Annotated in this window: 19 protein-coding genes; 9 read left to right on the top strand and 10 right to left on the bottom strand. The window is 71.3% G+C overall.

Annotated elements, in window-relative coordinates; all coding sequences use genetic code 11:
• The first annotated feature begins 128 nt into the window (after positions 1-128).
• Positions 129-857 (top strand): SDR family NAD(P)-dependent oxidoreductase, encoded by a 729-nt coding sequence (locus ACQRUO_RS01240; RefSeq protein ID WP_428313747.1) that lies wholly within the window; start codon positions 129-131, stop codon positions 855-857.
• A gap of 105 nt (positions 858-962) precedes the next feature.
• Here ACQRUO_RS01240 and ACQRUO_RS01235 read toward each other — a convergent pair whose 3' ends face one another.
• The 5 genes from ACQRUO_RS01235 to ACQRUO_RS01215 form a co-directional block, all read right to left on the bottom strand.
• On the bottom strand, positions 963-2,225 hold the full coding sequence (locus ACQRUO_RS01235; RefSeq protein WP_428313746.1) for an IS701 family transposase: 1,263 nt from the start codon (positions 2,223-2,225) through the stop codon (positions 963-965).
• Positions 2,226-2,375: 150 nt separating this feature from the next.
• The gene (locus tag ACQRUO_RS01230) at positions 2,376-4,553 is read right to left on the bottom strand and encodes an AGE family epimerase/isomerase (protein WP_428313745.1); all 2,178 of its coding nucleotides are present in this window, start codon (positions 4,551-4,553) and stop codon (positions 2,376-2,378) included.
• Positions 4,550-6,682: a glycogen debranching protein GlgX gene (gene glgX, locus ACQRUO_RS01225; protein ID WP_428313744.1), complete on the bottom strand. Its 2,133-nt coding sequence runs from the start codon at positions 6,680-6,682 to the stop codon at positions 4,550-4,552. Before glgX ends, ACQRUO_RS01230 begins: the two co-directional genes overlap by 4 nt.
• Positions 6,683-6,770: 88 nt before the next feature.
• Entirely contained in the window at positions 6,771-7,463 is a 693-nt protein-coding gene (locus tag ACQRUO_RS01220; protein WP_428313743.1) for an NAD(P)H-binding protein, read from the bottom strand.
• Between the two features lie 115 nt (positions 7,464-7,578).
• Positions 7,579-8,922, bottom strand: a complete 1,344-nt coding sequence (locus ACQRUO_RS01215) for a sugar phosphate nucleotidyltransferase (protein ID WP_428313742.1) — start codon at positions 8,920-8,922, stop codon at positions 7,579-7,581.
• 291 nt (positions 8,923-9,213) lie between these two features.
• Here ACQRUO_RS01215 and ACQRUO_RS01210 point away from each other — a divergent pair, with 291 nt between their 5' ends.
• The 4 genes from ACQRUO_RS01210 to ACQRUO_RS01195 all read left to right on the top strand — a co-directional run bounded on the left by ACQRUO_RS01210 (position 9,214) and on the right by ACQRUO_RS01195 (position 14,134).
• Positions 9,214-9,630: a hypothetical protein gene (locus ACQRUO_RS01210; protein WP_428313741.1), complete on the top strand. Its 417-nt coding sequence runs from the start codon at positions 9,214-9,216 to the stop codon at positions 9,628-9,630.
• Between the two features lie 213 nt (positions 9,631-9,843).
• The gene (locus ACQRUO_RS01205) at positions 9,844-11,481 is read left to right on the top strand and encodes an FAD-binding oxidoreductase (protein ID WP_428313740.1); all 1,638 of its coding nucleotides are present in this window, start codon (positions 9,844-9,846) and stop codon (positions 11,479-11,481) included.
• A 91-nt stretch (positions 11,482-11,572) separates the two neighbouring features.
• Positions 11,573-12,535: a LysR family transcriptional regulator gene (locus ACQRUO_RS01200; protein WP_428313739.1), complete on the top strand. Its 963-nt coding sequence runs from the start codon at positions 11,573-11,575 to the stop codon at positions 12,533-12,535.
• Between the two features lie 51 nt (positions 12,536-12,586).
• Positions 12,587-14,134 (top strand): AMP-binding protein, encoded by a 1,548-nt coding sequence (locus ACQRUO_RS01195; protein ID WP_428313738.1) that lies wholly within the window; start codon positions 12,587-12,589, stop codon positions 14,132-14,134.
• A 6-nt stretch (positions 14,135-14,140) separates the two neighbouring features.
• On the opposite strand, the gene ACQRUO_RS01190 is transcribed toward ACQRUO_RS01195, so the two are convergent.
• Positions 14,141-17,359, bottom strand: coding sequence for an NACHT domain-containing protein (locus ACQRUO_RS01190; protein ID WP_428313751.1), 3,219 nt, complete (start codon positions 17,357-17,359; stop codon positions 14,141-14,143).
• Positions 17,360-17,385: 26 nt separating this feature from the next.
• Positions 17,386-17,730 carry a trypco2 family protein gene (locus ACQRUO_RS01185; RefSeq protein ID WP_428313737.1) on the bottom strand — a complete coding sequence of 115 codons (345 nt, stop codon included), beginning with the start codon at positions 17,728-17,730 and terminating at the stop codon, positions 17,386-17,388.
• A gap of 173 nt (positions 17,731-17,903) precedes the next feature.
• Here ACQRUO_RS01185 and ACQRUO_RS01180 point away from each other — a divergent pair, with 173 nt between their 5' ends.
• From ACQRUO_RS01180 to ACQRUO_RS01170, 3 genes are read left to right on the top strand one after another with little or no spacing between them, the layout of a single operon-like run.
• Positions 17,904-18,371 carry a WXG100 family type VII secretion target gene (locus tag ACQRUO_RS01180; RefSeq protein WP_428313736.1) on the top strand — a complete coding sequence of 156 codons (468 nt, stop codon included), beginning with the start codon at positions 17,904-17,906 and terminating at the stop codon, positions 18,369-18,371.
• Between the two features lie 11 nt (positions 18,372-18,382).
• Positions 18,383-20,638 (top strand): hypothetical protein, encoded by a 2,256-nt coding sequence (locus ACQRUO_RS01175; protein ID WP_428313735.1) that lies wholly within the window; start codon positions 18,383-18,385, stop codon positions 20,636-20,638.
• A gap of 1 nt (position 20,639) precedes the next feature.
• Entirely contained in the window at positions 20,640-21,326 is a 687-nt protein-coding gene (locus ACQRUO_RS01170; RefSeq protein WP_428313734.1) for a hypothetical protein, read from the top strand.
• Positions 21,327-21,379: 53 nt separating this feature from the next.
• Here the strand turns inward: ACQRUO_RS01170 and ACQRUO_RS01165 are convergent, their stop codons facing one another.
• From ACQRUO_RS01165 to ACQRUO_RS01155, 3 genes are all read right to left on the bottom strand, one after another.
• Entirely contained in the window at positions 21,380-22,306 is a 927-nt protein-coding gene (locus tag ACQRUO_RS01165) for a terpene synthase family protein (protein WP_428313733.1), read from the bottom strand.
• Between the two features lie 112 nt (positions 22,307-22,418).
• Entirely contained in the window at positions 22,419-23,597 is a 1,179-nt protein-coding gene (locus ACQRUO_RS01160) for a helix-turn-helix domain-containing protein (RefSeq protein WP_428313732.1), read from the bottom strand.
• A 96-nt stretch (positions 23,598-23,693) separates the two neighbouring features.
• Positions 23,694-24,329, bottom strand: coding sequence for an HAD family hydrolase (locus tag ACQRUO_RS01155; RefSeq protein ID WP_428313731.1), 636 nt, complete (start codon positions 24,327-24,329; stop codon positions 23,694-23,696).
• 148 nt (positions 24,330-24,477) lie between these two features.
• On the opposite strand from ACQRUO_RS01155, the gene cyaB reads away from it, so the two are divergent.
• The gene (gene cyaB, locus ACQRUO_RS01150) at positions 24,478-25,038 is read left to right on the top strand and encodes a class IV adenylate cyclase (RefSeq protein WP_428313730.1); all 561 of its coding nucleotides are present in this window, start codon (positions 24,478-24,480) and stop codon (positions 25,036-25,038) included.
• Positions 25,039-25,196: the final 158 nt, after the last annotated feature.

Genomic DNA, 25,196 nt, shown 5'->3' with positions numbered 1-25,196 from the left:
CCCCCCCCCCCCCCCCCCCCCCCCCCCCCCCCCCCCCCCCCCCCCCCCCCCCCCCCCCCCCCCCCCCCCCCCCCCCCCCCCCCCCCCCCCCCCCCCCCCCCCCCCCCCCCCCCCCCCCCCCGACCCTGGTGCTGCACGGCCGCAGCCAGGACAAGGGTGACGCCCTGCTGAAGGAGCTGCGTGCGGAGACCGGCAACCAGAAGCTCAGCTACCTGCTGGCCGACTTCGCCCGGCTCTCCGACATCCACGCGCTCGCCGAGCAGGCCGCGGGCCTGGACCGGCTGGACGTGCTCGTCAACAACGCCGGCATCGGCGTGGAGCTGGACCGCCAGGAGAGCTGGGACGGCCACGAGCTGACCTTCCAGGTCGACTACCTGGCCGCCTACGTGCTGGCCGTCAAGCTGGCCCCGCTGCTGACCCGTTCGGCGCCGGCCCGGATCGTCAACGTCAGCTCCGCCGGCCAGGCGCCGATCAACTTCGACGACGTGATGCTGCGCCGCCGCTGGGACGGGGTCCAGGCGTACTGCCAGGCCAAGCTGGCTCAGATCATGCTCACCATCGACCTCGCCGAAACCCTCCAGGGCACCGGTGTGACGGTCAACGCACTGCACCCCGCCTCCTACATGCCCACCAAGATGGTGGTCAACCTCTTCACCCCGCAGAGCACCGTGGCCGAGGGCATGCGGCACACCCTGCGGCTCATCACCGACCCCGAGGTGGCCGACGTGACCGGCACCTACTTCAACCGCTCGGAGAAGTCCCGGGCCAGCTCCCAGGCGTACGACGGCGCGGCCCGGGCCCGGCTGCGCGCGGTGAGCGAGGAGCTCACCGGCGTGCCCTTCCCGGTCGCCGTCTGAGCGCCGCGGGCGCCCCGGGTCGAAGACCGAACGGGCATGGCAGGTGGGGCAGTTCCGGCTCGGAACTGCCCCACTGATGTCGCGGCCCACCGATCTCGGAAGAGGTCAGCCGAGGGCCGGGCTGAGCTGCTCGGCCGTCAACTGCGCCATGGCTTCCATGCCGTGCAGCAGATCGAAGCCGAACGCGGCGGAGACGAGGGTGACATGGTGGTGCCAGCCGCGGAACGAGCGGCCCTCGAAGTCGGTCAGGCCGTACTCCCGGTGCAGCCGTTCGCAGTCGTCGACCGCCCGGCCGCGCAGCTCGGCCTGGGCGACCAGGTCGCCCAGTCGGTGCACCGGCTGGTTGGTGACCCAGTAGGTGCGCGGCTGGGAGCGACCGAAGGGCCACTCGACCACCAGGTGGCGCTGGGCCGGGGGCAGCACGTCGGCGAAGCGGCCGCGCCGGCCGGGCAGGCCCACGGAGAGCGGGACCACCAGGAACTGCGAGTGGCGCGAGCGGGTGGTCGGCCCGTCCCGCCAGGCCAGCACCGCGCGCTCGCCCTGCTCGCCGAGCGCGTCCGCCAGGTCGGCGGCGCGCCGGCGCACGGTGACCGGGCCGCGGGCCGGGACGTGACCGTGGTGGCCGACCGGCAGCACCCGGTGGGCGCCGGTGGTGCAGGCCGGCAGTGTGGTGCTGCCGCCGACCTCGACCAGGTAGCTGAGCCCGCGCTCCTCCAGGCCGAGCAGCAGCGGCTCGACCTCCTTCTCGAAGCTCCAGTCGGCCAGCACCGGCGCCGAGGGGACGTCCCAGTCCTCCAGCATCTGGTCCAGCGAGTCCAGCACGTACCGCCAGCGCGGCAGGTACCGGGCGTCCGCCGGGACGTGCGCCTGGCCGCGCAGCTCCTCGTCGGCGTCCCAGCGCCGGGGCATCAGCAACTGCCAGTTGACCGGCTGGCTGCCGCCGGCGTGCACCAGCGAGGTGGTCATCGCCAGCTGGCAGTTCATGATCCGTCCCTCGGCGGGAACGAACTGCCGGGCCACCCCGGCCGAGCGGGTGCCGTTCTTCGGGAAGACGACGTCGTGGAAGGCCCAGGCCTGCGGCGCGGCCGCGTCGCAGACCAGCTCGGCCAGCCGGCGGCGCACGTCGCCCACCGCCCAGGTGCTCTGGTTGACGAACTGCTGGATGGGCTGCACCGCCCGTCTGCCGAGCACCTGCTCGGAGATGTTGGCCGGTGTCTTGCGACCGGTGGCGTGCAGCAGGCCGCGCAGGTAGACCTCGCCCCAGCGGCGCTGGTCGGAGCGCGCGAAGCTGGCGAAGAGTTCCTGACAGTAGGCAGAGATTCCGTCCTGCCGCAGGCCCGCTTGCGGTGCACGGAGGTTCGAAATCATCGACACATCGATCCTTGGGTGAGGTTTCCGGAGACGGTGGAGGCGCCGGGAGCGGGGTCCCGCCGGCCCGCCGGGCGTCGTTGTCCGGCGGGGGCGGGATGACGGAGGGGGCCCGGCCGGCCGGTGGTCAGGCAGCGGCCGGGCGCCCGGTCAGTCGGTGGCGCAGGTGCGGTCCTCGTCGACCAGGAACGCGTCGGTGGCCAGCAGCGCCGCCGAGACGTCGGGCAGCGCGCACCCGACGATCACGAAGTCGACGTCCAGCCCGATCTTGGTGCGCTGGAAGAGCAGCTCGTTGATGGCCGGTCGGCCGATCTCGGTGACCTTGCACAGGTGGAACTCCACCCGCTTCGGCTGCACCGAGAGCGCCTCGCTGACGCAGCGCCGGAACTTCTCCAGCTCGTCGAGGTCGATCACGCCCTCGCAGTGGATGTGGGCGGTCTTGCCGTCGAAGTCACTGGAGACCCGCAGCCGCATGTCGGCCGGCTCGACCTCCACCCGCACCTTCAGCGGGCGGCTGCTGACCGGCAGCCGCACGGTGAGCTGCTTGGGGTCGAAGTCCTCGTACGGGTCGTCGTCGATCCACACCCGGGAGAGCTGGATGGAGCCGTGCGGCAGCAGGTCCGGGGCCACCCGCAGGGTGTGGTCGGGGAAGGCGCCGGGCTGCGGCCGGAAGTGCAGGGTCATCGGCGTGGAGGTGATCAGCAGGCCGGTGTAGACGGCCGCCAGGTAGCACAGCTCCAGCGCGTGGTAGCCGGCCATCGAGTGGCTGCCCTTGTACCGCTCGGTGCCCACCAGGTACGGCACGCCGTTGGCCAGCACGTTGAAGTAGACGCCGCCGTCGTCGTAGTCGAGGAAGAAGGCGTTGTAGAAGGCCGCGGCCTCGCGGGCCAGCCGGCGGTGCTCCGGGTCGCCCTCGACCCCGGCCAGGATCAGGTAGGCCAGGATCGCCTGCTCCTGCTGCCACCAGGCCTTGCGGTCGTGCCAGACCAGGTGGTGCGCGCCGGTGTCCGCGTCGGCGACCCGCTCGACCACGTCGTACCAGCCGCCGCGCTGCTGGTCGCTGCCGACCGGCGGCATGATCGCGGCGATCCGCTCGGCCAGCGCCGAGTACTCCGGCTTGTCGCGCAGCGCGCGGATCCGGGTCAGGTTCCAGGCGATCTTCAGGTTGTGGCCGACCACCGCCCGGTCCTGCTGCCAGCCCCAGGTCCGGTCCGGGCTCCAGTCCTCGTGGAAGCGCTCCTGGACGAAGGGGCTGACCGGCTCGTCGGGGAAGTGCTCGGTGATGCTGTCGGCGGTCTCCTCCAGCAGCTGCGCGAAGTCCTCGCGGCCGGTGGCCAGGAAGGCGTTGATCAGGTACGCCGGGGCGTGGTCGCCGACCGAGTTCCAGTTCTTGCGCGCCCGGTTGCGGCCCAGCGAGTCGGCCCGCGGGTCCATGGTGATCGGGTCGAGGTGGGAGAAGAAGCCGCCCTTCTCGCCGTCCCGGAAGTAGCGGTGGAAGAGCGCCACGGTGCGGTCGATGTCCGACAGGATCCGCTGGTCGCCGGTGATCCGGAAGGTCTGGGTGGGACCTGCGAGCGCGTAGATCTGCTCGTACATCGGGATGGCGTCGAAGTCGTCGCCGAACTCCGAGGCGAAGACCTTGCGCTGGCCGGCCTCGGTGATGTCGATGCCGTGGTACCAGTAGACGACGCCCTCCTGGTCGTCGCTGACCTGCATGTGCTCGCGCAGGTACTCGGTACCGGACTCGGCCGCGGCCAGGAAGCGCTCCTCGCCGGTCAGCATGAAGGCGGTGGCCAGGCCGTAGACCAGCCGGGAGATGGTGTCGGTCTCCTGGCGCACGTCGTTGCCGTCGAAGTCGGCCACGTGGGTGCCGCTGAGCGTCAGCAGGGTGCGGAAGGTGCGCCAGTCGTAGCGGCCGTCGGCGTCCGGACCGTCCGGGAAGTGCCCGCGCAGGTAGAAGTCGGCGATCTCGCCGGCCTGCTGCACCCACCAGTTGGGGTGCTCGAAGACGTAGTTGCCGCGGGTGGACTCGGGGAAGGTGATCTTCCGTGCCTCGATCCGCTCCCCGCCCTCCCACTGGTAGAAGATGCCGTAGACAAAGACGTAGCGGCCCTCGGCGAGCATGTCGCGGGTGCAGCCGCTGGTGTCCTGCGCATCGGCGTCGCCGAGGTTGCGCACGATCTCGGAGTTCAGCAGTCCGTCCAGGTGGATGGTGAACTCCCGCCCGTCCGAGGTGCGCAGACCGAAGCGGTCGTGGCTGGGCTCGAAGGTGGTGACGTATCCGGCGATGCTGTCGGAGTACGTGCGCCGGGTCTCGGGTGCGCTCATTGGTTTCCTCCATCGTCGGGCAGCGCCGCCAGAACGACGACGCTGCGGCCCTGGGCGTGGAAGGTCTGACCGTGGACGCGGGCCTCGGCGCCGGGCGGCAGGATGTCCTCGCCGGCCGGGCGGGCGGTGTCCACGAGGCGGGCCCACCGATGGCCGCGTATCGACGGCAGCTCGAAGTCCAGGCCCAGGTGGAACATGTTGAGGATGACGTGCAGGTCGGGATCGCCCTCGAAGCCGGCCAGGGTGCAGGCGAGCACGCGTGCCTGCGGGTCCTCCCAGCCGGGCTGCTCCAGGCGGGTGCCGTGCCAGGTGACGTCCGGCAGGCCGCGGGTGTTGGTGCGCCCGGAGAAGAAGCGCGCCTCGCGCACCGCGCCGAAGCGCTTGCGCAGCGCGATCATCCCCTCGAAGAACTGCCGGACCTCGCTCTCCTTCTCGGCCTGTTCCCAGTCGAGCCAGGAGGTGGGGTTGTTCTGGCAGTAGGCGTTGTTGTTGCCGCCCTGGCTGTTGCGGAACTCGTCGCCGGCCAGGATCATCGGCACGCCCCGGCTGAGCAGCAGCACCGCGGCGTGGTTCTTGATCTGACGGACCCTCAGGCGTTCGACGTCCTCGGCGTCGCTGGGGCCCTCCACGCCGCAGTTCCAGCTGAAGTTCTCATTGGCGCCGTCCGCGTTCGACTCGCCGTTGGCCAGGTTGCGCTTCTCGCTGTAGCTGACCAGGTCGTTGAGCGTGAAGCCGTCGTGGCAGGTGACGAAGTTGACGCTGTTGGTGGGCAGTTCGCCGTCCTTGCCGAACAGGTCCCGGGAGCCGCCGAGCCGGGTGGCGATGGTGCCGACCAGGCCGGCGTCGCCGCGCACGAAGCGCCGCACGTCGTCCCGGTACGGGCCGTTCCACTGCGCCCAGCGCTTCCCCGGGAAGCGGCCGACCTGGTAGAGGCCGCCGCCGTCCCAGGGCTCGGCGATGATCTTCGACTCGGAGAGGATGCCGGACAGCTCGATGCCCCACAGCACCGGCGGCACGTCCATCTCGTAGCCCTCGGGACCGCGCGACAGCTCGGAGGCCAGGTCGAAGCGGAAGCCGTCGACGTGGTGCTTGGTGACCCAGTACTCCAGGCACTCGATGATGAACTTGGCCACCGCCGGGTGGTTGGCGTTGATCGCGTTGCCGCAGCCGGTGAAGTCCATGTAGTGCCGGCGGTCCTGCGGCCACAGGTGGTAGTAGACCTCGTTGGCCTGGCCCCGCATGCTGATCGTGGGGCCGTGCTCGTTGCCCTCGGAGGTGTGGTTGAAGACCACGTCGAGGATGACCTCGATGCCCGCCCGGTGCAGCGCCTTGACCATGTCGCGGAACTCGGTGATGTGGGTGCACTCGCACGGGTCCGAGCAGTAGCCGGTGTGCGGCGCGAAGAACCCGAAGGTGTCGTAGCCCCAGTAGTTGTGCAGCGGCGTGCCCTTGGGGCCGACCCGCAGCACCTGCCGTTCGTCGAAGTCAAAGACCGGCAGCAGCTCCACCGCGGTGACGCCGAGCTGCTTGAGGTAGGGGATCTTCTCCACCACCGCGCTGAAGGTGCCCGGGTGGGTGACGCCCGCGGTGTGCGAGGCGGTCAGGCCGGCCACGTGCATCTCGTAGATGACCGTGTCGGCCAGCGGGGTGCGCAGCGGCTCGTCGCCCTCCCAGTCGTAGGAGTCCAGGTCGACCACCATGCTGCGCATCGAGTACGCGCAGTTGTCCTCCGGGCTGACCGCCCGGCTGCGGTCCCAGAGCGAGTTGACGTTGGCCCGGGCGTACGGGTCGAGCAGTACCTTGCGGTGGTTGAAGAAGGTGCCGGACTCCTTGGTCCGGGCCGGGCCGTCCACCCGGTAGGCGTAGACCTGACCGGTGGTCAGTCCGGAGAGGTGGCAGTGCCAGAAGTGGTAACTGCGGTGGCGTTCGGGGTCCAGGGCGATCACCCGGCTGGGGGCCAGGTCCTCGGGGTGGTCGAAGAGCAGCAGGTCCACCCGGGTGGCGTGCTCGGAGAACAGGGAGAAGTTCACCCCGGTCCGGTCGAGGGTGGCGCCCAGCGGTTGCGGGCGCCCGGGGGTGACCTCCGCCGCCCTGATCGAGTAGTTACGGGCCAACTGACTGATCGTCATGCGTGTCGTCACTCCTGTGCGGCTGGCTCGGGCGTTCGGTGGTGCGGGCGCGGCCAGGGAGGGGGATGGCGAAGCCGTGGGCGGGCCGTCAGCCGACCGGCACCCGGTCGCCGGTCAGCGCGGCGAAGGCCTCGCTCCACGGGGTGGAGCCGACGCCGGCCTCGTTGAAGATCTCGAAGGTGACGCCGGCGGCGGACTCGCAGTACAGCGCCTGGACGCAGGCCTCGGCCACGTCCTGGCGGCAGACCTGGCCGAAGCCGCGGTCGCCCTGCTCCAGCCGGACCCGCTGGCCGGCCACCGGGGCGTCGGTCAGCCAGGCCGGCCGGACCACGGTGTAGCGCAGGCCCGAGTCGCGGACCGCGTCCTCGCCGGCCAACCGCCAGTCGAGCACCCGCCCGTAGGCGTTCAGCGGGTGGGCGCGGTGGGTGGCGTGCATCTGGCTGACCAGCACCACGTGCGGGCGGTGGGCGCCGACCGCGGCGGCCGCCAGGGCGTGGCGCACGCCCTGGTAGAGGGTGGTCTCCGGCCGGTCCGGGCCGTCGTCGCTGGTGCCCGGCTCCACGCAGTAGATCAGCGCGGAGCTGCGGGCCAGCGGCTCGACCAGCGCCTGCGGGTCGCGCACGTCCCCCTGGTAGAAGACGGCGCCGGGGGGCAGGCTCCGTCTGGCGCTCTGCACGCTGCGCCCGACCACGCGTACCCGCTCGCCGCGGTCCAGCAGCTTCTGCACGATCAGCCGGCCGAGCCGGCCGGCGCCGCCAATCACCACTGCGTGGCTGTCCATCGGTCACTCCTCGCTGTCTCGGTGGGTGTTCGGGGTGCAGGGAGGTGGCCCTGCGGGCGGGATCCGGGCGCGCGACCGCCGGGGCGGAGCCGGGTGGCCCGCCCCGTCGGCGCCGTCAGACCCAGCGCAGGACGTCGTCGGAGTTGGTGAGCTTGGTGCCGGAGGGCAGGTTGGCCAGCGCCGGCACCCGCAGCCGCGGGTAGACGCTGACGCCGGAGAGCCGGGTGCCCTGCCAGAGCTGGACGCCGTCGCCGACCGCGCAGTACCCGTCGAGGCGGACCGGGTGCTCCAGGGCCGAGTGGATCTCGGACATCGGGCCGATGTAGGAGTCGGTGATCTGCGCGTACGGGCCGACCACCGAGGAGTCGCCGAGCGAGGTGCCGCTCAGCCGGGCGCCCTCGCGCAGCTCCGCGCCGTCGCCGATGTCGGTGTACTCCAGGTGGACGCCGGCGCCGATGGTGACGTGGCGGCCGATCCGCACGCCCGGGCCGACCCGGACGTCACCCTGGGCGATCTTGTCGGCCAGCGTGGTGCCGCAGACGTCGTCCTTGGTGTAGAGGCTGGACTCGTGGATCCAGTAGCGCGGCTTCTCGTTGTGCGGCTCGGCCATCAGCTGGTTCATCTGCTGGTAGTCGCCTGAGAGCACGTGACGCAGCGTCAGCAGGTAGTCCTCGACGTTGCCCAGGTCGCCCAGCCGGGCGATGTGGTGGGCCGCCACCGGCTTGCCGTGCTCCACCAGCCAGGGCAGCAGGTCGCCGCCCCAGTCGAGTCTCTGGTAGGCCTGGCGCATCAGCTGCGGCTCGCGCGCGGCCAGCCGCAGGAGGGCGCAGTCCACCAGGTACATCCCCGCGTTGGTGGGGATCATCGCGCAGCTGTCGCTGGTGACCTCGGGGAAGATCTCGTGGACCCGCGCCAGGTCGGGCTTCTCCACGAACCCGGAGACCAGGCCGGCCTGGTCGGTGCGCATCGCACCGTACTTGCCGGCCACCTCCAGCGGGCTGCGGGCCACCGCCGCGACGGTGACCAGGGCCCCGGTGCTGCGGTGGGTGGCCTCCAGCTCGGCCAGGGAGAAGTCGAAGATGGAGTCGACCGGCAGCACCAGCGCCTGCTCGGTGAGGTCCCACTGTTCGAGGTTGTGCAGGGTGGCGGCCCCGGAGCCGACGTTGTACCGGTCGAAGCTGGAGCGCGAGTAGCGCACCTCGACGCCGTACCGTTCGCCGTGGCCCAGCAGCAGCTTGATCTGGCTGCGGTTCTCCAGGCCCTGGGCCACCACGTAGAAGCGGCGGATGCCCTGCTCGCGGCAGGCATCGACCACCCATTCGATCAGCCGGCGGCCCGCGAACGGGATCAACGCCTTGCTGCGGATGTAATCGGCGGATTCGAGCGTGATGGGCTTCGCGCGCTCTCCCCGTCCCCCGGCCAGGATGATCCCGACTGTCCCGCTGTCTCGCTCGGTCATCTCGCTTCCCTTGCTAGGCGACCTTGTGGAGCACGATACAACACCTCGTGTCAAAGACTGTCAAGAACATAGTCAACTGCGAGCGCAGGCGCGAGCCGCCCCGGTGAGGGGCCTCGCGGAGCTGTCGGAGATAGGCGAAAAAACGGGACAGAATGAATTGTTCCCGCAGGAACAATTTCCCTTGACCAGGCCTTGGACCCAGCCTTCACGTCCACAGATGCGTGGGGCATGATTATTCCACCGCGTCTAGGGGGGCGCGTGTGACTGCTGTTGATGGAGATGCGGGGGACCATGATCACGCGGGCTCGCCGACGTGCGGCTTTTTTCGACCTCAGACACGATCTGCTGGCGTCCGACTCGGCGCTCGCGATTCTGGAGGCGGCGGTCAGGCATCGCAGTGCCGGTGACCTCCTGGTCTGCGTGTCGAACGCCGCAGTGGGCGTGGAGCCGCCCGGGGCCCGCGCCGAGTTCACCGCCGACCTGGTCCTCTATGCGGACACCACGGCCGGCGCGGGTTCGGAGGTGGTGGTGGAGGCGATGGCGAGGTTAGGCCTGGACGCCGCCCAGTGCTTCGCCTACGGCGACCACCGCGAGGGGCTGACCATTCTCGGAGTGGTGGGCAACCCGCGGGTGGTCGGTGGGGATCCGGTGCTCGCCGAACTCGCCCGGGACCGTGGGTGGCCGATCCTTTACGCTCCGCAGTCATGAAGGAAGCGGAATTATGAGTTCCGCTAACCCCGACGGCTCGGAGCTGCGCTTTTTCCACAGTGGTGGGCCGTACTTCACGAAGTACGGCCGCCGGCCCCCGCTTCGCCCGCCCGCTGCATAGCCTTCCTGGCGTCCGGATTACCGCACATTCGCGGCGAGCCGCGAGCAGGCCGCGATCAGCGTGCGACGACAGGAAAGGGCTAGGTGTTCAACATGGCCGGAGTGACCCGACGGGGGTTCCTGGGGGCGGCGACCGCCACGGTCGTCGCGGGCAGCACGGGGGTGCAGGTGGCCCTTGCCGACGCCCCGATTGACATGCCAGCTGACAGCACGACGGGGGCTGTCAATTTCGCCGCGCCGCTCGCGCCGACGGCCGTCGTGACCTCCACCGACCGGCGCTACCTCGATCTGACCAACCGGGGCTACAACACCCGCTTCGTCGCCCAGCCGGAGTCGGTCCGGGTGGTCCACTCGACCAGCCAGGTCATCGCCGTGGTGACCGAGGCGGTCCAGAACAACAAGCGGCTGGTCGTGCGCAGCGGCGGGCACTGCCTGGACGGACTGGTCGACGACCCCGCGGTGCAGATCATCATCGACATCTCGGAGATGACCGACGTCGTCTTCGACCCGACCCGCCAGGCCTTCATGGTGGAGGCCGGCTCCATGCTCGGCCACGTCTACCGCACGCTCTACCTGGACTGGGGCGTCACGGTTCCCGGCGGCACCTGCCCGACCGTCGGCGTCGGCGGCCACGTCACGGGCGGCGGCTACGGCGCGCTCTCCCGGCAGTACGGCTCGATCGTCGACCACCTGTACGCGGTCGAGGTCGTCGTGGTCGACGCCACCGGCACGGTGCGCTCGGTGGTCGCCACCAGCGACGCCGGCGACCCCAACCGCGACCTGTGGTGGGCCCACACCGGTGGCGGCGGCGGCAACTTCGGTGTGGTGACCCGCTACTGGTTCCGCACCCCGGGCGCCACCGGGGACCCGGGCAGCCTGCTGCCCAAGCCCCCGGTCACCCTGGTCAAGGGCGTGGTCAGCTGGCCGTGGAGCGGGATGAACGCCACCGACTTCGCCACCATCGTGCGCAACCACGGCGCCTGGCACGCGGCCAACAGCGCCGACGGCTCGCCCTACGCCGGCCTGCACAGCGTGCTGATCCTGGCCAACGTGGCGGTCGGCGGCATCACCCTCAGCGCGCAGATCGACGGCACCCTGCCCAACGCGAGCCAGCTGATGACCGCCTACCTCAGCGCGGTGACGGCCGGCGTGAGTGCGCCGAGCACCACCTCGCAGAGCACCGTGCCGTGGATGAAGGCCACCCTCACGGACATCTACGCCACCGGCGCGTTCAGCCGCAGCAAGTCCAAGGGCGCCTACCTGCGCCAGGGGTGGACCGACGCCCAGTCCGCCAGCCTCTACCACTTCCTGTCCGACGCGACCTACGACGGCCACGCCGAGGTGCTGCTCTACTCCTACGGCGGCCACGCCAACACCGTCGACCCGGCGGCCACCGCCATGCCGCAGCGCGACTCCATCCTCAAGGCCAACTTCATCAACTACTGGGCCGACCCGACCCAGGACACCCGCCACGTCGGCTGGATGCGCACGCTCTACCAGCAGGTGTACTCCACCACCGGCGGCGTCCCGGTGACCAACGCCGCCAACGACGGCTCCTACATCAACTACCCGGACGTCGACCTCACCGACCCCAACTGGAACACCTCGGGCGTCCCGTGGCAGACCCTGTACTGGAAGGACAACTACCCGCGCCTCCAGCAGATCAAGGCCGCCTACGACCCCACCAACTTCTTCCACCACGCCCTGTCCATCACCGCCCCCGGCTCCTGAGTCGCGCCCGGCTCCTGAGCCGGCCCCGAAGGAGCGGATCGCACCCCTTCGCCGGTTGCGATCCGCTCCTTCGGGCGTGCGAGGATCCGTCATGGACCTGCTCTCGCTCCGCTACTTCCAGGCCGTCGCCCGGCACGAGCACATCAGCCGGGCCGCCGAGGAACTGCGCGTCGCCCAGCCTTCGGTGAGCCGCACCATCGCCCGGCTCGAGGCCGAACTCGGCGTGCCGCTCTTCGACCGGCACGGCCGGCGCATCCGGCTCAACCGGCACGGCGCCGCGCTGCTGCGCCGGGTCGACCGCGCGCTGGCCGAACTGGACGACGCCCGCCGCGAACTGGCCGACGCGGCCGGCCGGGACCAGGGCACGCTGGCGGTCGCCGCGGAGACCCTGCTGCTGCTCACCGACCTGCTCGCCGCCTTCCGCGAGCGCCACCCAGGGGTGACGATCCGTCTCCTCCAGTCCCCGGTCGACGAGATGCGCCGCCGGCTGCGCGACCGCGAGGTGGACTTCTGCATCGCCTCGCAGCCGCTGAGCGGACCGTCGCTGCACGCGGTCGAGCTGCTGCGCGAGGAGGTGCTGCTCGCCGTGCCGCTCGGCCACCACCTGGCCGGGCGCGACCGGGTCGAGGTCGCCGAACTCGCCGACGAGGTGTTCGTCAGCACCCGCCCCGGCCACTGGCAACGCGCCCTGCTCGACCGGCTCTTCGCCGGGGCCGGACTGACCCCGCTGATCGCCTGCGAGGGCGACGAACCCGGCGCCACCCAGCTCCTGATCGGCGCCGGCCTCGGGATCGGCCTGGCCCCCGCGGTCTCCCGGGCCGCCGTGCCCGACGCGCCGCTCGCCTGGCTGCGCATCGACGCCCCCGACTGCCACCGGGTGCTCTCCCTGGTCCGCCGTCGGGACGCCTACCTCTCCACCGCCGCCCGGGACTTCCACGACCTCGCGGTCGACCGGCTCGGGCGCGCCCCCAGCACGCTCTCAGTACCGCACGGGCATGAACACATGACGGAACTGGTCGTGGAAGGCATGAACCGCTCCGTCTACCGTCGATGACAGAACGTCGCGGCCGACCCGCGACGGACCACCGACCCTGCGGAGGCACCCATGTCCGAGACCCGGCCCGCACCGGCCGACCGCGGTTTCGTCAGTTACGCCGAAGCCGTCCTCGACGCGCTCGCGCAGCACCCCGACCGGACGGCGCTGGTCAGCGCCGACGGGCGGCGGATCCGCGCGGCCGAGCTGCGCGAGAGCACCCACCGGCTGGCCCGGGAGCTGGCCGCGCGCGGGATCGGCCGCGGCAGCACCGTCGCCCTGCTCACCGGCAACACGCCCGAGGCGCTCTTGGCCCGGTACGCGGCCAACCTGGCCGGCGCCCGGGTGGTCTTCCTCTACGACGGCATGGCCCCCGAGACCCTCGCCCGGATCGTGGCGAGCGTGGAGACCGAGCTGCTGCTCGTCGACCCCACCCGCGAGCAGGACGCCGCCCTGCTGCTGCCGCTGGTCGAGGTGCCGGCGGTCGCGGCGCTCGGCCCGGGCCGGCACGGCGAGGACATCCTCGCCGCCGCCCACCGGCAGCCCTCGACCCCGTTCGCCGTCCCGGTCGGCCCGGACGACGACTGGTGCATCCGCCACACCGGCGGCACCACCGGCATCCCCAAGGGGATCCAGCTCGCGCACGGCCCCTACCGGAACGCGATGGCCGCCCCGGACCCCGACGCCGGCGACCCGCCGCGCTACCTCGCCTGCACCGCCCTGGCCCACCTCGCCGGCCTCTTCGCCGACCTGACGCTCCACCACGGCGGCACGGTCGTGCTGCAGCCCGCCTTCGAGCCCGGCGAGGTGCTGGCCGCGGTCGAGCGCGAGCGGATCACCGACCTGTGGCTGCTGCCGCCGCTGCTCCACCAGCTGCTCGACCACCCCGCCGTGTCCACCACCGACCTGTCCGCCCTGCGCCGGATCACCTACGGCGGCAGCCCCGCCTCCCCGGCCCGGCTGCGCCAGGCGGCCGAGGTCTTCGGGCCGGTGCTGCACGGCGTGTACGGCCAGAGCGAGGCCCTCGCGCTCACCGCGGTCGGCCCGGCGGAGCACGCCGTGACCGGCCGCGGCGGGCAGGTCACCGTCGGCCGCCCGCTGCCCGGCGTCGAGATCGCCGTCCGCGACGAGCACGGCCGCACGCTGCCGGCGGGGGAGGAGGGCGAGGTGCACGCCCGCACCCGGGGCGCGATGCGCGGCTACTGGAAGCAGCCCGAGCTCACCGCCGAGGTGCTGCGCGACGGCTGGGTGCGCACCGGCGACATCGGCTACCTCGACCAGGACGGGTACCTCTTCCTGGTCGACCGCCGCAAGGACGTGATCATCGTGGTGGGCGGGCACGTCTACCCCAGCGAGGTCGAGGAACTGCTGCTCGCCCACCCGGGGGTGGCGCAGTGCGCGGTCTTCGCCGTGCGCGACGAGGACGCGACCGAGCACGTGCACGCCGCCGTGCTGCCCGCTCCCGGCCACCACCCGGACCTCGCCGAGCTGCGCGAGTTCGTCACCACCCGCAAGGGGCGGATCTACGCCCCGGACGCCGTCCACCTGGTCCCGGCGATCCCGCTGACCTCGGTCGGCAAGCCGGACAAGAAGGAACTCCTGCGACTGCTCGGCCGGTAGCCCGGATCACCGGAACTCCGGTGTGATGGTGAGGCGTTCCGGCGGGAAGAGCTCCGCCCCCAGGACCCGGACCTTCGGGCCGTCCGGGTCCTGCCCCACCCGCACCCGCAGCTGCGGGCTGCGGTTCAGCTCGCGCAGGTCGATCTCCGAGCAGCCGGTCGGGTCCGGGTACAGCCGCAGGCTCGTCATCGCGGGGAAGACCTCCAGCAGGCGGCCCAGCGGCTGGCCGTCGGCCACGTAGGACAGGTGCACGTCCGTGACGGTGGGGATATCCGCGGGCGGCTGCCAGGCGGTGAACTCGACGGCACTGAGCAGGAGTTCGGTCAGCTTCGGCAGCTGGGTCAGCACGTCGAGCGAGCGGCCGGCCGGGCGCCGGTCGGGGCGGTCCACGATCGTCAGGTCGGCCAGCGGGAGGCCGCGCAGCGGTTCGAGGTCCACCAGATCCGGACAGTTCGCCAGGCCCAGCCTTCGCAGCCGGGGCCAGTCGCGCAGGAAGCCGAGGTCGCGCAGACCGTCGAGATCGCTGAGTCCGAGTTCCCGGACGCTCTCGCCCAGGAACGCCCACTCGGCGGGCTCGAAGCCCCGGACCGCGAGCAGCTCCAGGCAGGTGACCGGCGGCAACGCCCGCAACTCGTGCAGCTGCGACAGGGAGGTGACGACGACCGATCCGCGGGACAGGTCAGCCCCGGCCAGGACCCGCGAGGCGAACTCGTGCTCGTCGAAGTAGCGCCACTGGCAGAGGGCTCCAGTGAACAGCAACTCCCGCTTGCTGTCCACCAGTTCGGCGAGCAGATCCAGGGCCGCGGCGCCGCCGATCCAGCCCAGCACGAAGGTCAGCCGCCAGGCCGTGTCAGGCGTGAGCTCGGCCTCGCCCGGCAGCGTCAGCTCCCGCAGCAGCGGCACCAGGTCCGGTCCGGCCGTGGCGAGTTGGCGCCACCGCACGACGTCGTCGAGCAGGGCTGGCAGGTGCTCCCGGCAGCACTCCAGCACCGAGGCCCGGACGCCCCGGTCGAGTTCGGGTGCGTACGGGAGGCAGCCGGCGGCGAGCAGCACCACGTCCGACCGCCGGTCGCCGGAGGTCCGCCCGACCTCCGCGAGGATCCGCTCGAAGAGCTCGGCCCGGTCACGCCGACCGCAGTGACCCATCGTCATCCGGATGACGTCGCCCCAGCGTTCGTCGTCGGCGTGCCCCGCCAGCATGCCGAAGTCGCGCTCCTCCTCGAGCTCCAGCGCGGCCAGGTAGTCCTGGAAGGTGCGGTGGACGAACTGGAAGGTCTGCACGCTGGTCTCGGTGAGCAGCCCGCTGCGGTTGAGCAGGTGGCGCCAGGCGGCCTCGGCGTCGCCCTGGCGCGCGGCGTTCGGCAGGTCGCGCAGCGCCCGCTCCAGCTGCGCCACGGCGTCCTGGTGCCGGCCCTCGACCTGGTTGTTGCGCGCCAGCCAGTGGGCGATCCGCCGCAGCATCGCCAGCTGTTCGGCCTCGGAGAGCTGCAGCCGCTCGGGGTCGGCGATCCGGCGGCTCTGGTCCCGCCTGGTCAGCAGCATGGTCAGGGCGTCGCGGTAGATCTCCATCCGGTGGCTGGGCAGCACGCCGTGCGACTCCCGGTTCAGCGCGCAGATCATCGCGCACAGCAGCGGGCTGTCGGTGAGCTGGGACAGGTCGGCCGAGGCCGCCAGCGCCCGCAGCAGGTCCTCCTGGTCCCGGGCCGCCAGCGCCGCCTGCCGGGCGACCTCGGCGGGCGGGTCGTCGGGGGCGAGCACCTCCTGGAGGGAGGCCCGGTGCCAGCGCTCGATGAACCGCTTCCGGTCCTCCTCGCCCATGGCGCAGAGCGACAGCTCCTCGAAGCCGAGGTGGTCCAGCCAGCCCGGCGGCACCGCCGACGGGCGCACGGTGGCCAGCGTCCACACCCGGGGGTAGTGGCGGAGCAGGTTCTCCAGCCACTCCAGGACCTCCTCGCGCTGCTCGGCGGGCACCTCGTCGAGCCCGTCGATGAGCAGCAGCGCCCGCCCGCTCCGCAGCACCCGGTGCGCCCAGCTCCGGGGCTGCTGCTCGGCGCAGAGCCGGCCGTCGAGGTCCAGGAACTCCTCCGGGCGGGGCTGCAGGTTCCCCCGCCGGAACAGCTTGCGCAACTGGAGGACCAGCGGCACCCGGTGGTCGAGCTCGGCGAGCTCCTCGCCCAGCCCACCGGCCGTCGCCCGCACGGCGAGCCACTGCACCAGCGTGGTCTTGCCCGACCCGGCCTGCCCGCGCAGCAGCACCCGGCTCCGCCCGCTGAGCACCCGTTCCACCCGCTGCGGTCCGCCGGCCAGCCCGCCGAAGCCCCCGGCCGGCGCCAGCCCGAAGGAGGCGCCGGCCCGGGCCGCCGGGCGGGCTTCCAGGCTGAGGTAGGCGGTGTCGAGCGCCCAACCGCCGCGCGCCTGGGCGTTCGACTGGCGCAGGCCGAAGATCCGGATCCGACCGTAGTCGACACCGATCGCCGCGGCGTACTCCCGCTCGAAGCGGCGGTCGCCGGCCGCGTCGGAGGCCACGTCCACCGGCTCCGGCGGCAGCCCGGGCAGGTGCTCGGCGAGCGCCTGCCGGAAGCCGGGGTCACGCAGCAGACCGGCAACCGGCACGGCCTCGACCCGCGTGTGCCCGTGCACGCCCGGGCGGTGGTCGGCGACCACCACACCCATCAGGAACTCCTGGTGGAACAGGGCCGCACCGGACATCCCGGCCCAGGGGGAGGAGCCGGCGGTGGCGGTGGCGGTGGCGGTGGCGGTCGTGGGTGCGGTCGTGGGCACGTGGTGGTCGTCCGCCAGCACGTAGCGCCCGGTGACGATCCCGCTGCCGGCCAGGAAGGTCCCGGCCAGCTGCTCGCTGTCCGTGCGATCGCCGCCGCGCCGCCCCTTGGCCGGGAAGCCGGTCGCATGACAGTCCCTCAGCGGCCGCAGGCCGTCTGCCCAGCCCCAGTCGAGCGGGGCGAACCGGGCGGCCGTGGCGGGATCGACGAGGTCGCCCCCGGCCAGCAGCAACGCCGTGTCCCGGGCGTCCGTGTCCTCGTCCGCCACCCACACCACCCGGCACTCGACCGGGCGACCGCCGGGCACGGCCACCAGGCAGGTTCCGCCTGTCCCGCCCGTCCTGCCTGTTCCGCCTGTCCCGCCCGTCCCGCCGACGACGTGCGCCGCGGTCAGTACGACGCGCGGCGTCAGCAGGTACCCGCTGCCCTGGACCCGGCCCTGCACCCACGCCACCCGCCGGGCCGAGAGCGTCACGCCTCGCCCTCACCGGGCGCACCGGCCCCGAACGGATCCAGCGACCCGACGTCCGGATTGCCGACCAGCAGACTCCCGTCGCCGCCGGCCGGCCGCGGGGTGAGGGTCACCGACAGCTTGTGCACCCGGCTCTGCGCCACCCCGCCCTCCAGGTCACCGGAGAGCACCCAGGCCTTGACCCCGCCCTTCGCCCGCGCGTCCCGCTTCAGCTCCACCGTGAACTCCAGCGCCACCGGCCCGACCTCGAACTGAACCGCCTGCCCGGCCCCCCGCTCCGCCGCCTCCGACAACTGCCGCCGGATCGCCTCGATCGCGTCGGCCAGTTCGATGCCGTGGTCCATCGCCGCAGCCCCCCATCCGTTCTGATGCCTCGTCGGACCGAGGCTATCCGGGAGGGGGTGTGCCTGCGGCGCCGTCGGCGGAAGTCGAGGGCTGACCGGGCTGCGGTATTATGATCAATTTGGCCTTGATTGGTCCGCAACAACACTGGTGTGTCGATGGGTGGGGGTATGGCATGGTCGACCTGGACTTCGAGCGGAAGGTCAATCCGTGGCTCTTCGACAGCTCGGGCAACCTGACCGAGCAGGCGAAGAAGCAGTTCCCGGATCTCGCGGGTGACACCAGCCCGGTCACGATCGGTTCGACCGCGACCGGCGGCACCGGGGGCGGCAGTGGTGGCGGTGGCACGACCGTCACGGTGAGCACCGGCGCGCTGAACACCGCCGGTCAGAACGCGACGACGCTGCGGGGCACGCTGCACACCGAGTGCGACAAGCCGTGGACGAACGTCGGCACCGCCGTCGGCGCACTGCAGGGCTGGCAGAGCAGCATGGCCCTCTACAACGCCTGGGCGACCTGGGAGTCCCAGGTCCAGGCGCTGGCGGCGCGGCTGGATGCCGTCGCGCAGAACCTGCACACCACCGCCCAGAACTACGACACGACCGAGGGCGCCAACCGGGGCCGCTTCGGCGGCCAGGGGTGAGCTGACCCACCATGGTGACCTTCGACCAACTCCAGCACACCGACCTCAGCAGTCTCGACGGCGCCGCCTCCGACTTCGAGGCGCTGGTCCGCAACTGGGACCTCTCCACCGAGCTGCAGACCTCGGTCATCGGCACGCTGCAGGGCTGCGGCTGGACCGGCCCGGCCGCCGAGGCCTGCGCCGGCTCGCTGACCGACGTCCGCAACCAGATCGACATGGCCTTCGAAGAGGCCAGCGGCCTCGCCCGCGCGCTGCGCGACGGGCACACCGAGTTCGCGGCGGCGCAGCAGGCCCTGCTGACCGCGGTCCAGTCCGGCACCCAGGAAGGCCTGACGATCGACTCGTCGGGCACCGTCCAGTGGCCGCCCGCCACCAGCGACGCGGACAAGCACGACCCGCAGTACGACTCGACCTGGAAGAGCAAGGCCGACGCGATCCACCAGCAGATCCAGGCGGCGCTGGACCGTGCCACCACGGCCGACCAGGGCCTGGCGTACACCGTCGGCGCCGATACCGGCACGAGCACCCAGAGCTTCACCTGCTCGCCGGTGGGCGGGCTGGAGACCGGCGAGGTCAAGCAGGCCGCCGACCTGCTGAGCCTGGGCAGCAAGGCCACCGACGCCCAGGTCGCCCAGCTGAACGCGATCCTGAAGGCGCACGCCAACGACCCGCAGTTCAACACCGACTTCTACAACACGCTGGGCCCGGACGGCTTCCTGAAGTCGTACGGTGCGATGGGCGAGTACAGCTACTACGGCACGCCCGACAAGGACAACCTCACCCAGCTCCAGGTCAATCTCGGCACGGCACTGGCCAGCGCCACCGACACCAAGAACGTGCCGCACCTGTCCGACGAGTGGGAGGCGGGGCTGCGCAAGGCGGGTGCCACGCAGTACCAGCTGCTGCCGGACCAGTTGCAGGGCGGCAACCCGTACGGGTACCAGATCCTGTCCAACATCCTGCGGACCGGCAACTACGACGCGCACTTCCTGCAGCCGATCGCCGAGCACATGACCCAGCTGAGCGAGCAGGACCCGCACATGTGGTCGGACGCGGTCATGAAGGCCAACCCGGTCACGCAGACCTTCTTCCTCGGCCCGGGGGACGGGAAGAACGGCGGCCTCAACCCGATGTCGGGCATGCTGGAAGCCCTCGGGCACAGCCCGGACGCGGCGACGAAGTTCTTCTCCGACCCGCCGACGCAGTACAACCCGGACGGGACGGTCAAGGCGGCGGCGAGCGGGTCCAACAACTACCTGGCGAAGCTCACGGACCCCGGCTACGGCTCCATCCTCCAGGACATCACGACCAAGGACGCCATCCTGGGCGGCAAGGCCTGCGACCTGGAGGCGGGCGCGCTCGGCCACGCGCTGGAGGCGGCGACCATCGGGCAGCCGTACGACGCGGAGGGGGTGCCGTATCCGCTGCACACGCCTGCGATGACGTCGGTGATGCAGCAGGTGGTGACGTTGATGGGCACCAACAAGGGACCGGACTTGATCACCGGGAACGGTGCCGTCTTCCACTCGATGAACACCAGCCTCGGTCACATGACCGCCGCCTACATGGGCGAGGTGCAGTCGGCGTTCGCTCCGCATGACAAGCTACCGCTGTACGAGACGGTGGATCCCAATCACCCCCAGCCGACGCTGGATTCGGCAGCCACCACACGGTTCCTCGCGGCGCTCGGCCACGACCCCGACGCCTATGGCAGCATCGCGCAGGCGCAGCAGGCGTACACCACGGCTCATGTGCACGACATCATGCAACAGGCCGGTGACCACAAGTACTTGGAGGCCGCACTGTCGACCGCGGCCCGTCCGGGCGGCACGGTGGCGGCGATCCTCACCGGTGGGAAGGCGGACGCGATCTACGCGCAGCACCAGCAGAGCGACGCCGCCTACAACAAGGCGATCGACCGCGACGCGGGTTGGGCGCAGAAGCTCTGGGACATGACGGGCGGCGGCAAGATCGGTCCCATGCCGGTGGTCGGTGGCCCGATCAACGGGCAGGCCAGCGGGATCATCCAGAGCGTGGCCTCCTGCTACAAGGTCGACACGCATGGTTTGGCAGCCGACCAGGTCCTCCAGTCCAGTGGCACCGCTGAGACCGGGGCCGGCGATGCAGCTCGGAACGCGGTTCTGTCGGCAGCCCTGGCGCAGGGAATGAACACCACCGATGCCACTGACCTGGCCAACTTCGCTTCCGACGGCGCCCAGAACGGCTTCGCCGACGGTGCCGCGAAGTACCTCACAGGTTCGAAGTGACATGACCGAACACGAAGACGACACTCCTTCGACGAGCCGCGTGACGCGTCGGCGCCGGTGGGCCGGCGCCATCGCCGCCGTGCTGGTGGCGGCCGGAGTCACGGCCTTCTGGTGGAAGCCGTGGCAGTCCGTCGTGCTGCCGCAGTCGGCCTGCTGGTCCGTTCTCGGTCCGGATGACCTCAGGCCGCTGGTCGGGACGAACGGGACGGCCGTCGACCACTCGGGGGCCGAGATCGTCACCCCGATGACAGCGGGCCTCGGCTCCGGGCAGAGCTACTGCGCCGTGCGGTGGGCGGGAGACTCGGTCCTCGAAGCGACGGTCCAACCCAGTCGGAACGGCCTTGCGATGTCGGGCGTCCAGTCGAGGGGCGGGCACGCACTGGACTTCGGCCCGGACGCCCAAGGGTGGATCGACGACCAGCACGACATCCTTGAGTTCTACCTGCGGTGCGACTTCCAGGTCCCGGCCGAGTGGGCCGACGGTCCCGCCACACCGTACGTGTGGATCACCATCGACGGGGCTCCGGAGGACTCGCAGTACTCACTCACCCGGGTGCGCCAGGCGTACGCCGACATCGCGCTCAAGATCGCGCGGACCGTCGTGACGCAGTACCAGTGCACCAACCCTGTCCACCTCGCCGACAAGGCACCGACCGTTCCGGCGGCCGCGAAGGAGACGACGCCGTAGGCGGGTCGGCCGTGTGGATGCCCTGATCAAGCTGCTGATCAGGGCATCCGCCGTTACGTCCGGGTGGGGGCAAGGATCGTGGCCCTCGCTCGGCCGCCGTCGACCCGACCATCATCCGCCGGGGCAGCCCACACGTACCGGCTGCTTTCGCGGGTCCACTCGGCAAGCGCCCGGCGGAACTGGTCGAGCGCCCGGGCGAACTGCGCTGTGTCCTCCCGAACCTCACCCTCAAGCACTGAACCGCCCGCGAGCCCGACGCTCTGCGCCCGCGCTGCCCACAGGCGTACGGCGAACCGACGCTCCTCCGCGGCCAGCAGTTGCTCGACCTCCGCGCGCGCCTGCTCGATCGACATCGCCTCCGCGTGAACCAAGGCCTGAACCGCGGTGAACGTGTCACCGGGGGCCGCCGCCAGGTCGTTCAGCAGGATGCCGCAGGCAGAGAATGCTGCCACGAGCTCCTGAACGAGCGGATCCCGCCAGTCCAGGGTGACGCACAGGTTCGCGACCTCGCACCACATGGCGGCCAGCTGCATCCCGCCGTCGTCCGGCCGCAACCGCAGGTACTCCGCCAAGGAAGGTGTCCGCCCAGGCCGCAGGTAGGACAACAGCTTCGCCTCGGCGGTGGCGAGCCACACGCCCAGCGCCTCGCGGAACCGGCCCCACCACCACCCAGGCATGATGGCCCGGGTCTTCGAGCACAGGTCACCGAGCGCGACGGCGAGCGGGTGGGTGTCCGCTGGCAACGGCTCGTCATCCACAGCACCCACCAGAACAGGTGTGACGTCGCTGATTGCCGGATCATCAGCGTCGAATGAGTCGTCAACGAGCCAGGTCCACACGGCCCATTGCGCGGCGAGTCGAAGTGGTTGCCCCTTGGCAGACGGCCATGCGCGCAGGCACAGGTCGAGGTACCCGTGCGCCAGGTACGTTTCGGGATCCGGGTGCAGGTGGCAAGCCTCCAGCCATTCGCGGATCGTCATGTGCAGACCGGCGTGCCTGGGGTCGTCGGCTCCGGCTGGAGCGGGTGCTGTGGTCACACAGGGATCATCGGCCGCTGGCAGGGCGCGAAGTGCCACAACCTGTGGCACTCATTCAGACGGCGCGGGCCCACCGACAGAACGCGCGCAGCTCCTCGTCCCGCCCCCGGGACAAGCGCAGAAGCGTCGCCAACTCGGCCCGCACCTGTCCGTGCTCGCGGACATGCTGCGGCGCGATCCGCCGCGCGACCTGGAGCGACTCCAGGGCGTGCTCGCGCCGGCCCAGCTGCATCTGCGCGCGACCGAGATCGATGTAATAGTGCGAGCGACGCTCCGCCGGCAGCGTGCGCAGGGGTGCCCACCGGCTGGCCTCAGCGACCGCCCGGGCAAGCCCGGCTGGATCGGCAAGCTCGACGGCGACCGCCAGCCGGTGGATCTGAAGCGAGTCCGGGCCGACCGCGGTCCCGTCGTACAGGCTCTCTGGAACCTGGGTGGCCAGCCGGTCGGCCGCCGCCAGGTGCGTTCGGGCGTGGCCTGGGTCCCGGAGGCGTCCGGCAACCACCGCGGCCCGCATGTGGAGGGCGGCCCCCGCGGCGGCGAGCGGTACCGTGACCGGGCTGGGAAGTGCCTCGGCGGCAACTTCCAGAGCCCGTAGCCCAGCGCCAAGCTGGTGGGAAGCGAAGAACACCTCCGTACGGACGTACGCGGCCGAAGCCAGCACGGCCGGGTCCTCGGTGATGCCGGCCGCCCAGCGCATCAGATCTACCAGGCGCGCCGACAGGTCGACGTAGCCGTACTTGTAGGCCACAGCGTCAGCTGCGCGCAGGGCGAGCACCAGGAGCCTGGCGATGTGTTGCCGCTGCCGGCCGGCCGCAGAGTCCAGCGCTCGGCACAGCTCCTCCAGCAGCCCGGGCGCCTGCTCGGCGAGCCGGCCGTAGCGGGACTGCACACGGTGCTGAGTCAGCTCGTCGACCGCGGCCTCCAGCGCTGCGGCCGTTCTGACGGGCCCATCCCCTGGGAGGTCGTAAACGGCGATGGCGCTCTGGATGGCGGGGATCATTCGGTGGACGCGACTGTCAGTGCGCCCGGGGCCGCCGAGCAGTTCGCCTGCCGTCGTGCCGAGCGCCTCGGCGAGTGCGTCGAGCACCGCGTCGCTCGGCGAACGCTCGCCGCCCTCCACCTTGCGGAGCATGCTGAGCGAGACCCCCGACGCCTCGCACACTTGGGCCCGTGTCATGCCGGAAAGGGCCCGTGCTGTGGCGATTCGGTATCCGAGCAGGACGGCGCTGGGCATGCTGGACTCCGTTCCGTGCGACCACTCGGAACGGTACCCGGGGCCCGCCCGGCCCGGGGGCTCAACAGACTCAACGTCGCCTGGTGGAGCGGTTCTTCATACCGCCTTGGTCAGCAGGTCCACCAGCTCGCTCAGCGAGTCGCTGGTCCAATTCGCTGACGGGGCCACCGTGGTGAGCCCGATGGGGCCGCGGCGAAGGTGAGCGGCGCGGAGCCCAGCCGCCTGGGCGGGGACGATGTCGTTGGCCGGGTGGTCGCCGACGTAAACGATCTCTGCTGGTCGGCAACCGGTCCAGTCGATGACGCGCTCGAAGAACACCGGGTCCGGCTTGGCAACGCCCCACTCGGCGCTCGCGGCGATGCCGTCCACCGGCAGACCGAGCCGGCGGAGGCATTCGGCGGCACGGGAGTTCTGGTTGCCGGCCACGCCGACCCACACTCCGTGCTCCATGAGCTGCTGGAGGGCTGGGCGGACGTCCGGGTAGAGATCGGTCTCATCGAGGTACTCGTCGTGTCCGGCGGCGCGGCGCGCTTCCCATTCCGTGGGCACGTCGCAGCCCGGCCGCACGATCCTGATCGCCTCGGCGTTGTCCAGGCCCTGTGCGAGCACGGAGCCCACCAGCGCTGACATGGTGTGCGTGGGCACACCGAGCCAGGTGGCCCAGTCGTGCCAGTAACGGGTGTCGCTGGTGAGGGTTTCCCCGATGTCGCAGACCACGGCCCGGATCGTCATGGCGGCAGCGTATCCGGGCCTCGGGGGCCAGTGAATCGAACCAGGGGCAACCGAGGTCTCGCGGTGGGCGAAGCCTTGTACGACGGGTTCCGCAGACTGTTTGATTCGATGCTGACGGACGCCCACCGCGTCATCTGAGGAGGAGACGTTGGCGATCGAGGCCGAGCTGAAGGCGGTCGTGCGAGACCCCGAGGAAGTGCTGGACCAGTTGGAGAAGAACTACGGGCCCGGCCGACCCGAGGTCTACCAGGACACCTACTACGACACCGCTGACAGCGTGCTCGGGGCCGGGGATCGGGAGCTTCGGGTCCGGACCGTCCACTCGGTCCACGACACCAGGACCTTCCTGACCTACAAGGGTGCTCGCGTGGACGAGGCCTCCGGGTCCAAGCCGGAGTATGAGATCCGCACCGAGGACGCCGTCGCCGCACACGCGATCCTGCGCGGATTGGGCTACCTGCCTGTGATCGAGTTCGAGAAGCGCTGCCGGAACTACTCCTTCACGGTAAGCGGTCGTGACTTCCTGGCGACCCTCGTGCTCGTGCCCGAGCTGGACGGGAAGACCTTCATCGAGGTCGAGACGAGCACCGATGAGGCCGGCCTGGCGGAGGCCCTTGACACGATCCGGGGCGTCCTTCGCGAACTGGGGATCACGGAGGATGACTTCACCACGGAGATGTACACCGACGCGGTGGCCGCTGCGCGCTGACAAGTCGCGCTGATGCCCTCGCCGGGCGCCGACGGTCGGGGGCACGGTCCGTCTGCGTCTCGTGATCCCGACCGCCGACCGACGATACTCCTGGTGGTAGTGGATGCTCCGCTGTTCGACAACAACGGTGGTGGACGGCCGAAGGCGTAAGTTGCTTC

It is taken from the genome of Kitasatospora sp. LaBMicrA B282 (assembly GCF_050325825.1).
GTDB lineage: Bacteria > Actinomycetota > Actinomycetes > Streptomycetales > Streptomycetaceae > Kitasatospora.
Note: the sequence above shows the minus strand (reverse complement) of the source record. Positions and strands in the feature narration are given on the sequence as shown.

Excerpts from the sequence above, each read along its gene's own strand:
- ACQRUO_RS01180 (WP_428313736.1), top strand. The coding sequence starts at position 17,904 with ATGGTCGACCTGGACTTCGAGCGGAAGGTCAATCCGTGGCTCTTCGAC.
- ACQRUO_RS01210 (WP_428313741.1), top strand. The coding sequence starts at position 9,214 with ATGATCACGCGGGCTCGCCGACGTGCGGCTTTTTTCGACCTCAGACAC.
- ACQRUO_RS01170 (WP_428313734.1), top strand. The coding sequence starts at position 20,640 with ATGACCGAACACGAAGACGACACTCCTTCGACGAGCCGCGTGACGCGT.
- ACQRUO_RS01205 (WP_428313740.1), top strand. The coding sequence starts at position 9,844 with ATGGCCGGAGTGACCCGACGGGGGTTCCTGGGGGCGGCGACCGCCACG.
- ACQRUO_RS01160 (WP_428313732.1), bottom strand. The coding sequence starts at position 23,597 with ATGCCCAGCGCCGTCCTGCTCGGATACCGAATCGCCACAGCACGGGCC.
- ACQRUO_RS01165 (WP_428313733.1), bottom strand. The coding sequence starts at position 22,306 with ATGACGATCCGCGAATGGCTGGAGGCTTGCCACCTGCACCCGGATCCC.
- ACQRUO_RS01215 (WP_428313742.1), bottom strand. The coding sequence starts at position 8,922 with ATGACCGAGCGAGACAGCGGGACAGTCGGGATCATCCTGGCCGGGGGA.
- ACQRUO_RS01195 (WP_428313738.1), top strand. The coding sequence starts at position 12,587 with ATGTCCGAGACCCGGCCCGCACCGGCCGACCGCGGTTTCGTCAGTTAC.
- ACQRUO_RS01200 (WP_428313739.1), top strand. The coding sequence starts at position 11,573 with ATGGACCTGCTCTCGCTCCGCTACTTCCAGGCCGTCGCCCGGCACGAG.
- ACQRUO_RS01185 (WP_428313737.1), bottom strand. The coding sequence starts at position 17,730 with ATGGACCACGGCATCGAACTGGCCGACGCGATCGAGGCGATCCGGCGG.
- ACQRUO_RS01220 (WP_428313743.1), bottom strand. The coding sequence starts at position 7,463 with ATGGACAGCCACGCAGTGGTGATTGGCGGCGCCGGCCGGCTCGGCCGG.
- ACQRUO_RS01230 (WP_428313745.1), bottom strand. The coding sequence starts at position 4,553 with ATGAGCGCACCCGAGACCCGGCGCACGTACTCCGACAGCATCGCCGGA.
- ACQRUO_RS01175 (WP_428313735.1), top strand. The coding sequence starts at position 18,383 with ATGGTGACCTTCGACCAACTCCAGCACACCGACCTCAGCAGTCTCGAC.
- ACQRUO_RS01235 (WP_428313746.1), bottom strand. The coding sequence starts at position 2,225 with ATGATTTCGAACCTCCGTGCACCGCAAGCGGGCCTGCGGCAGGACGGA.
- glgX (WP_428313744.1), bottom strand. The coding sequence starts at position 6,682 with ATGACGATCAGTCAGTTGGCCCGTAACTACTCGATCAGGGCGGCGGAG.
- ACQRUO_RS01155 (WP_428313731.1), bottom strand. The coding sequence starts at position 24,329 with ATGACGATCCGGGCCGTGGTCTGCGACATCGGGGAAACCCTCACCAGC.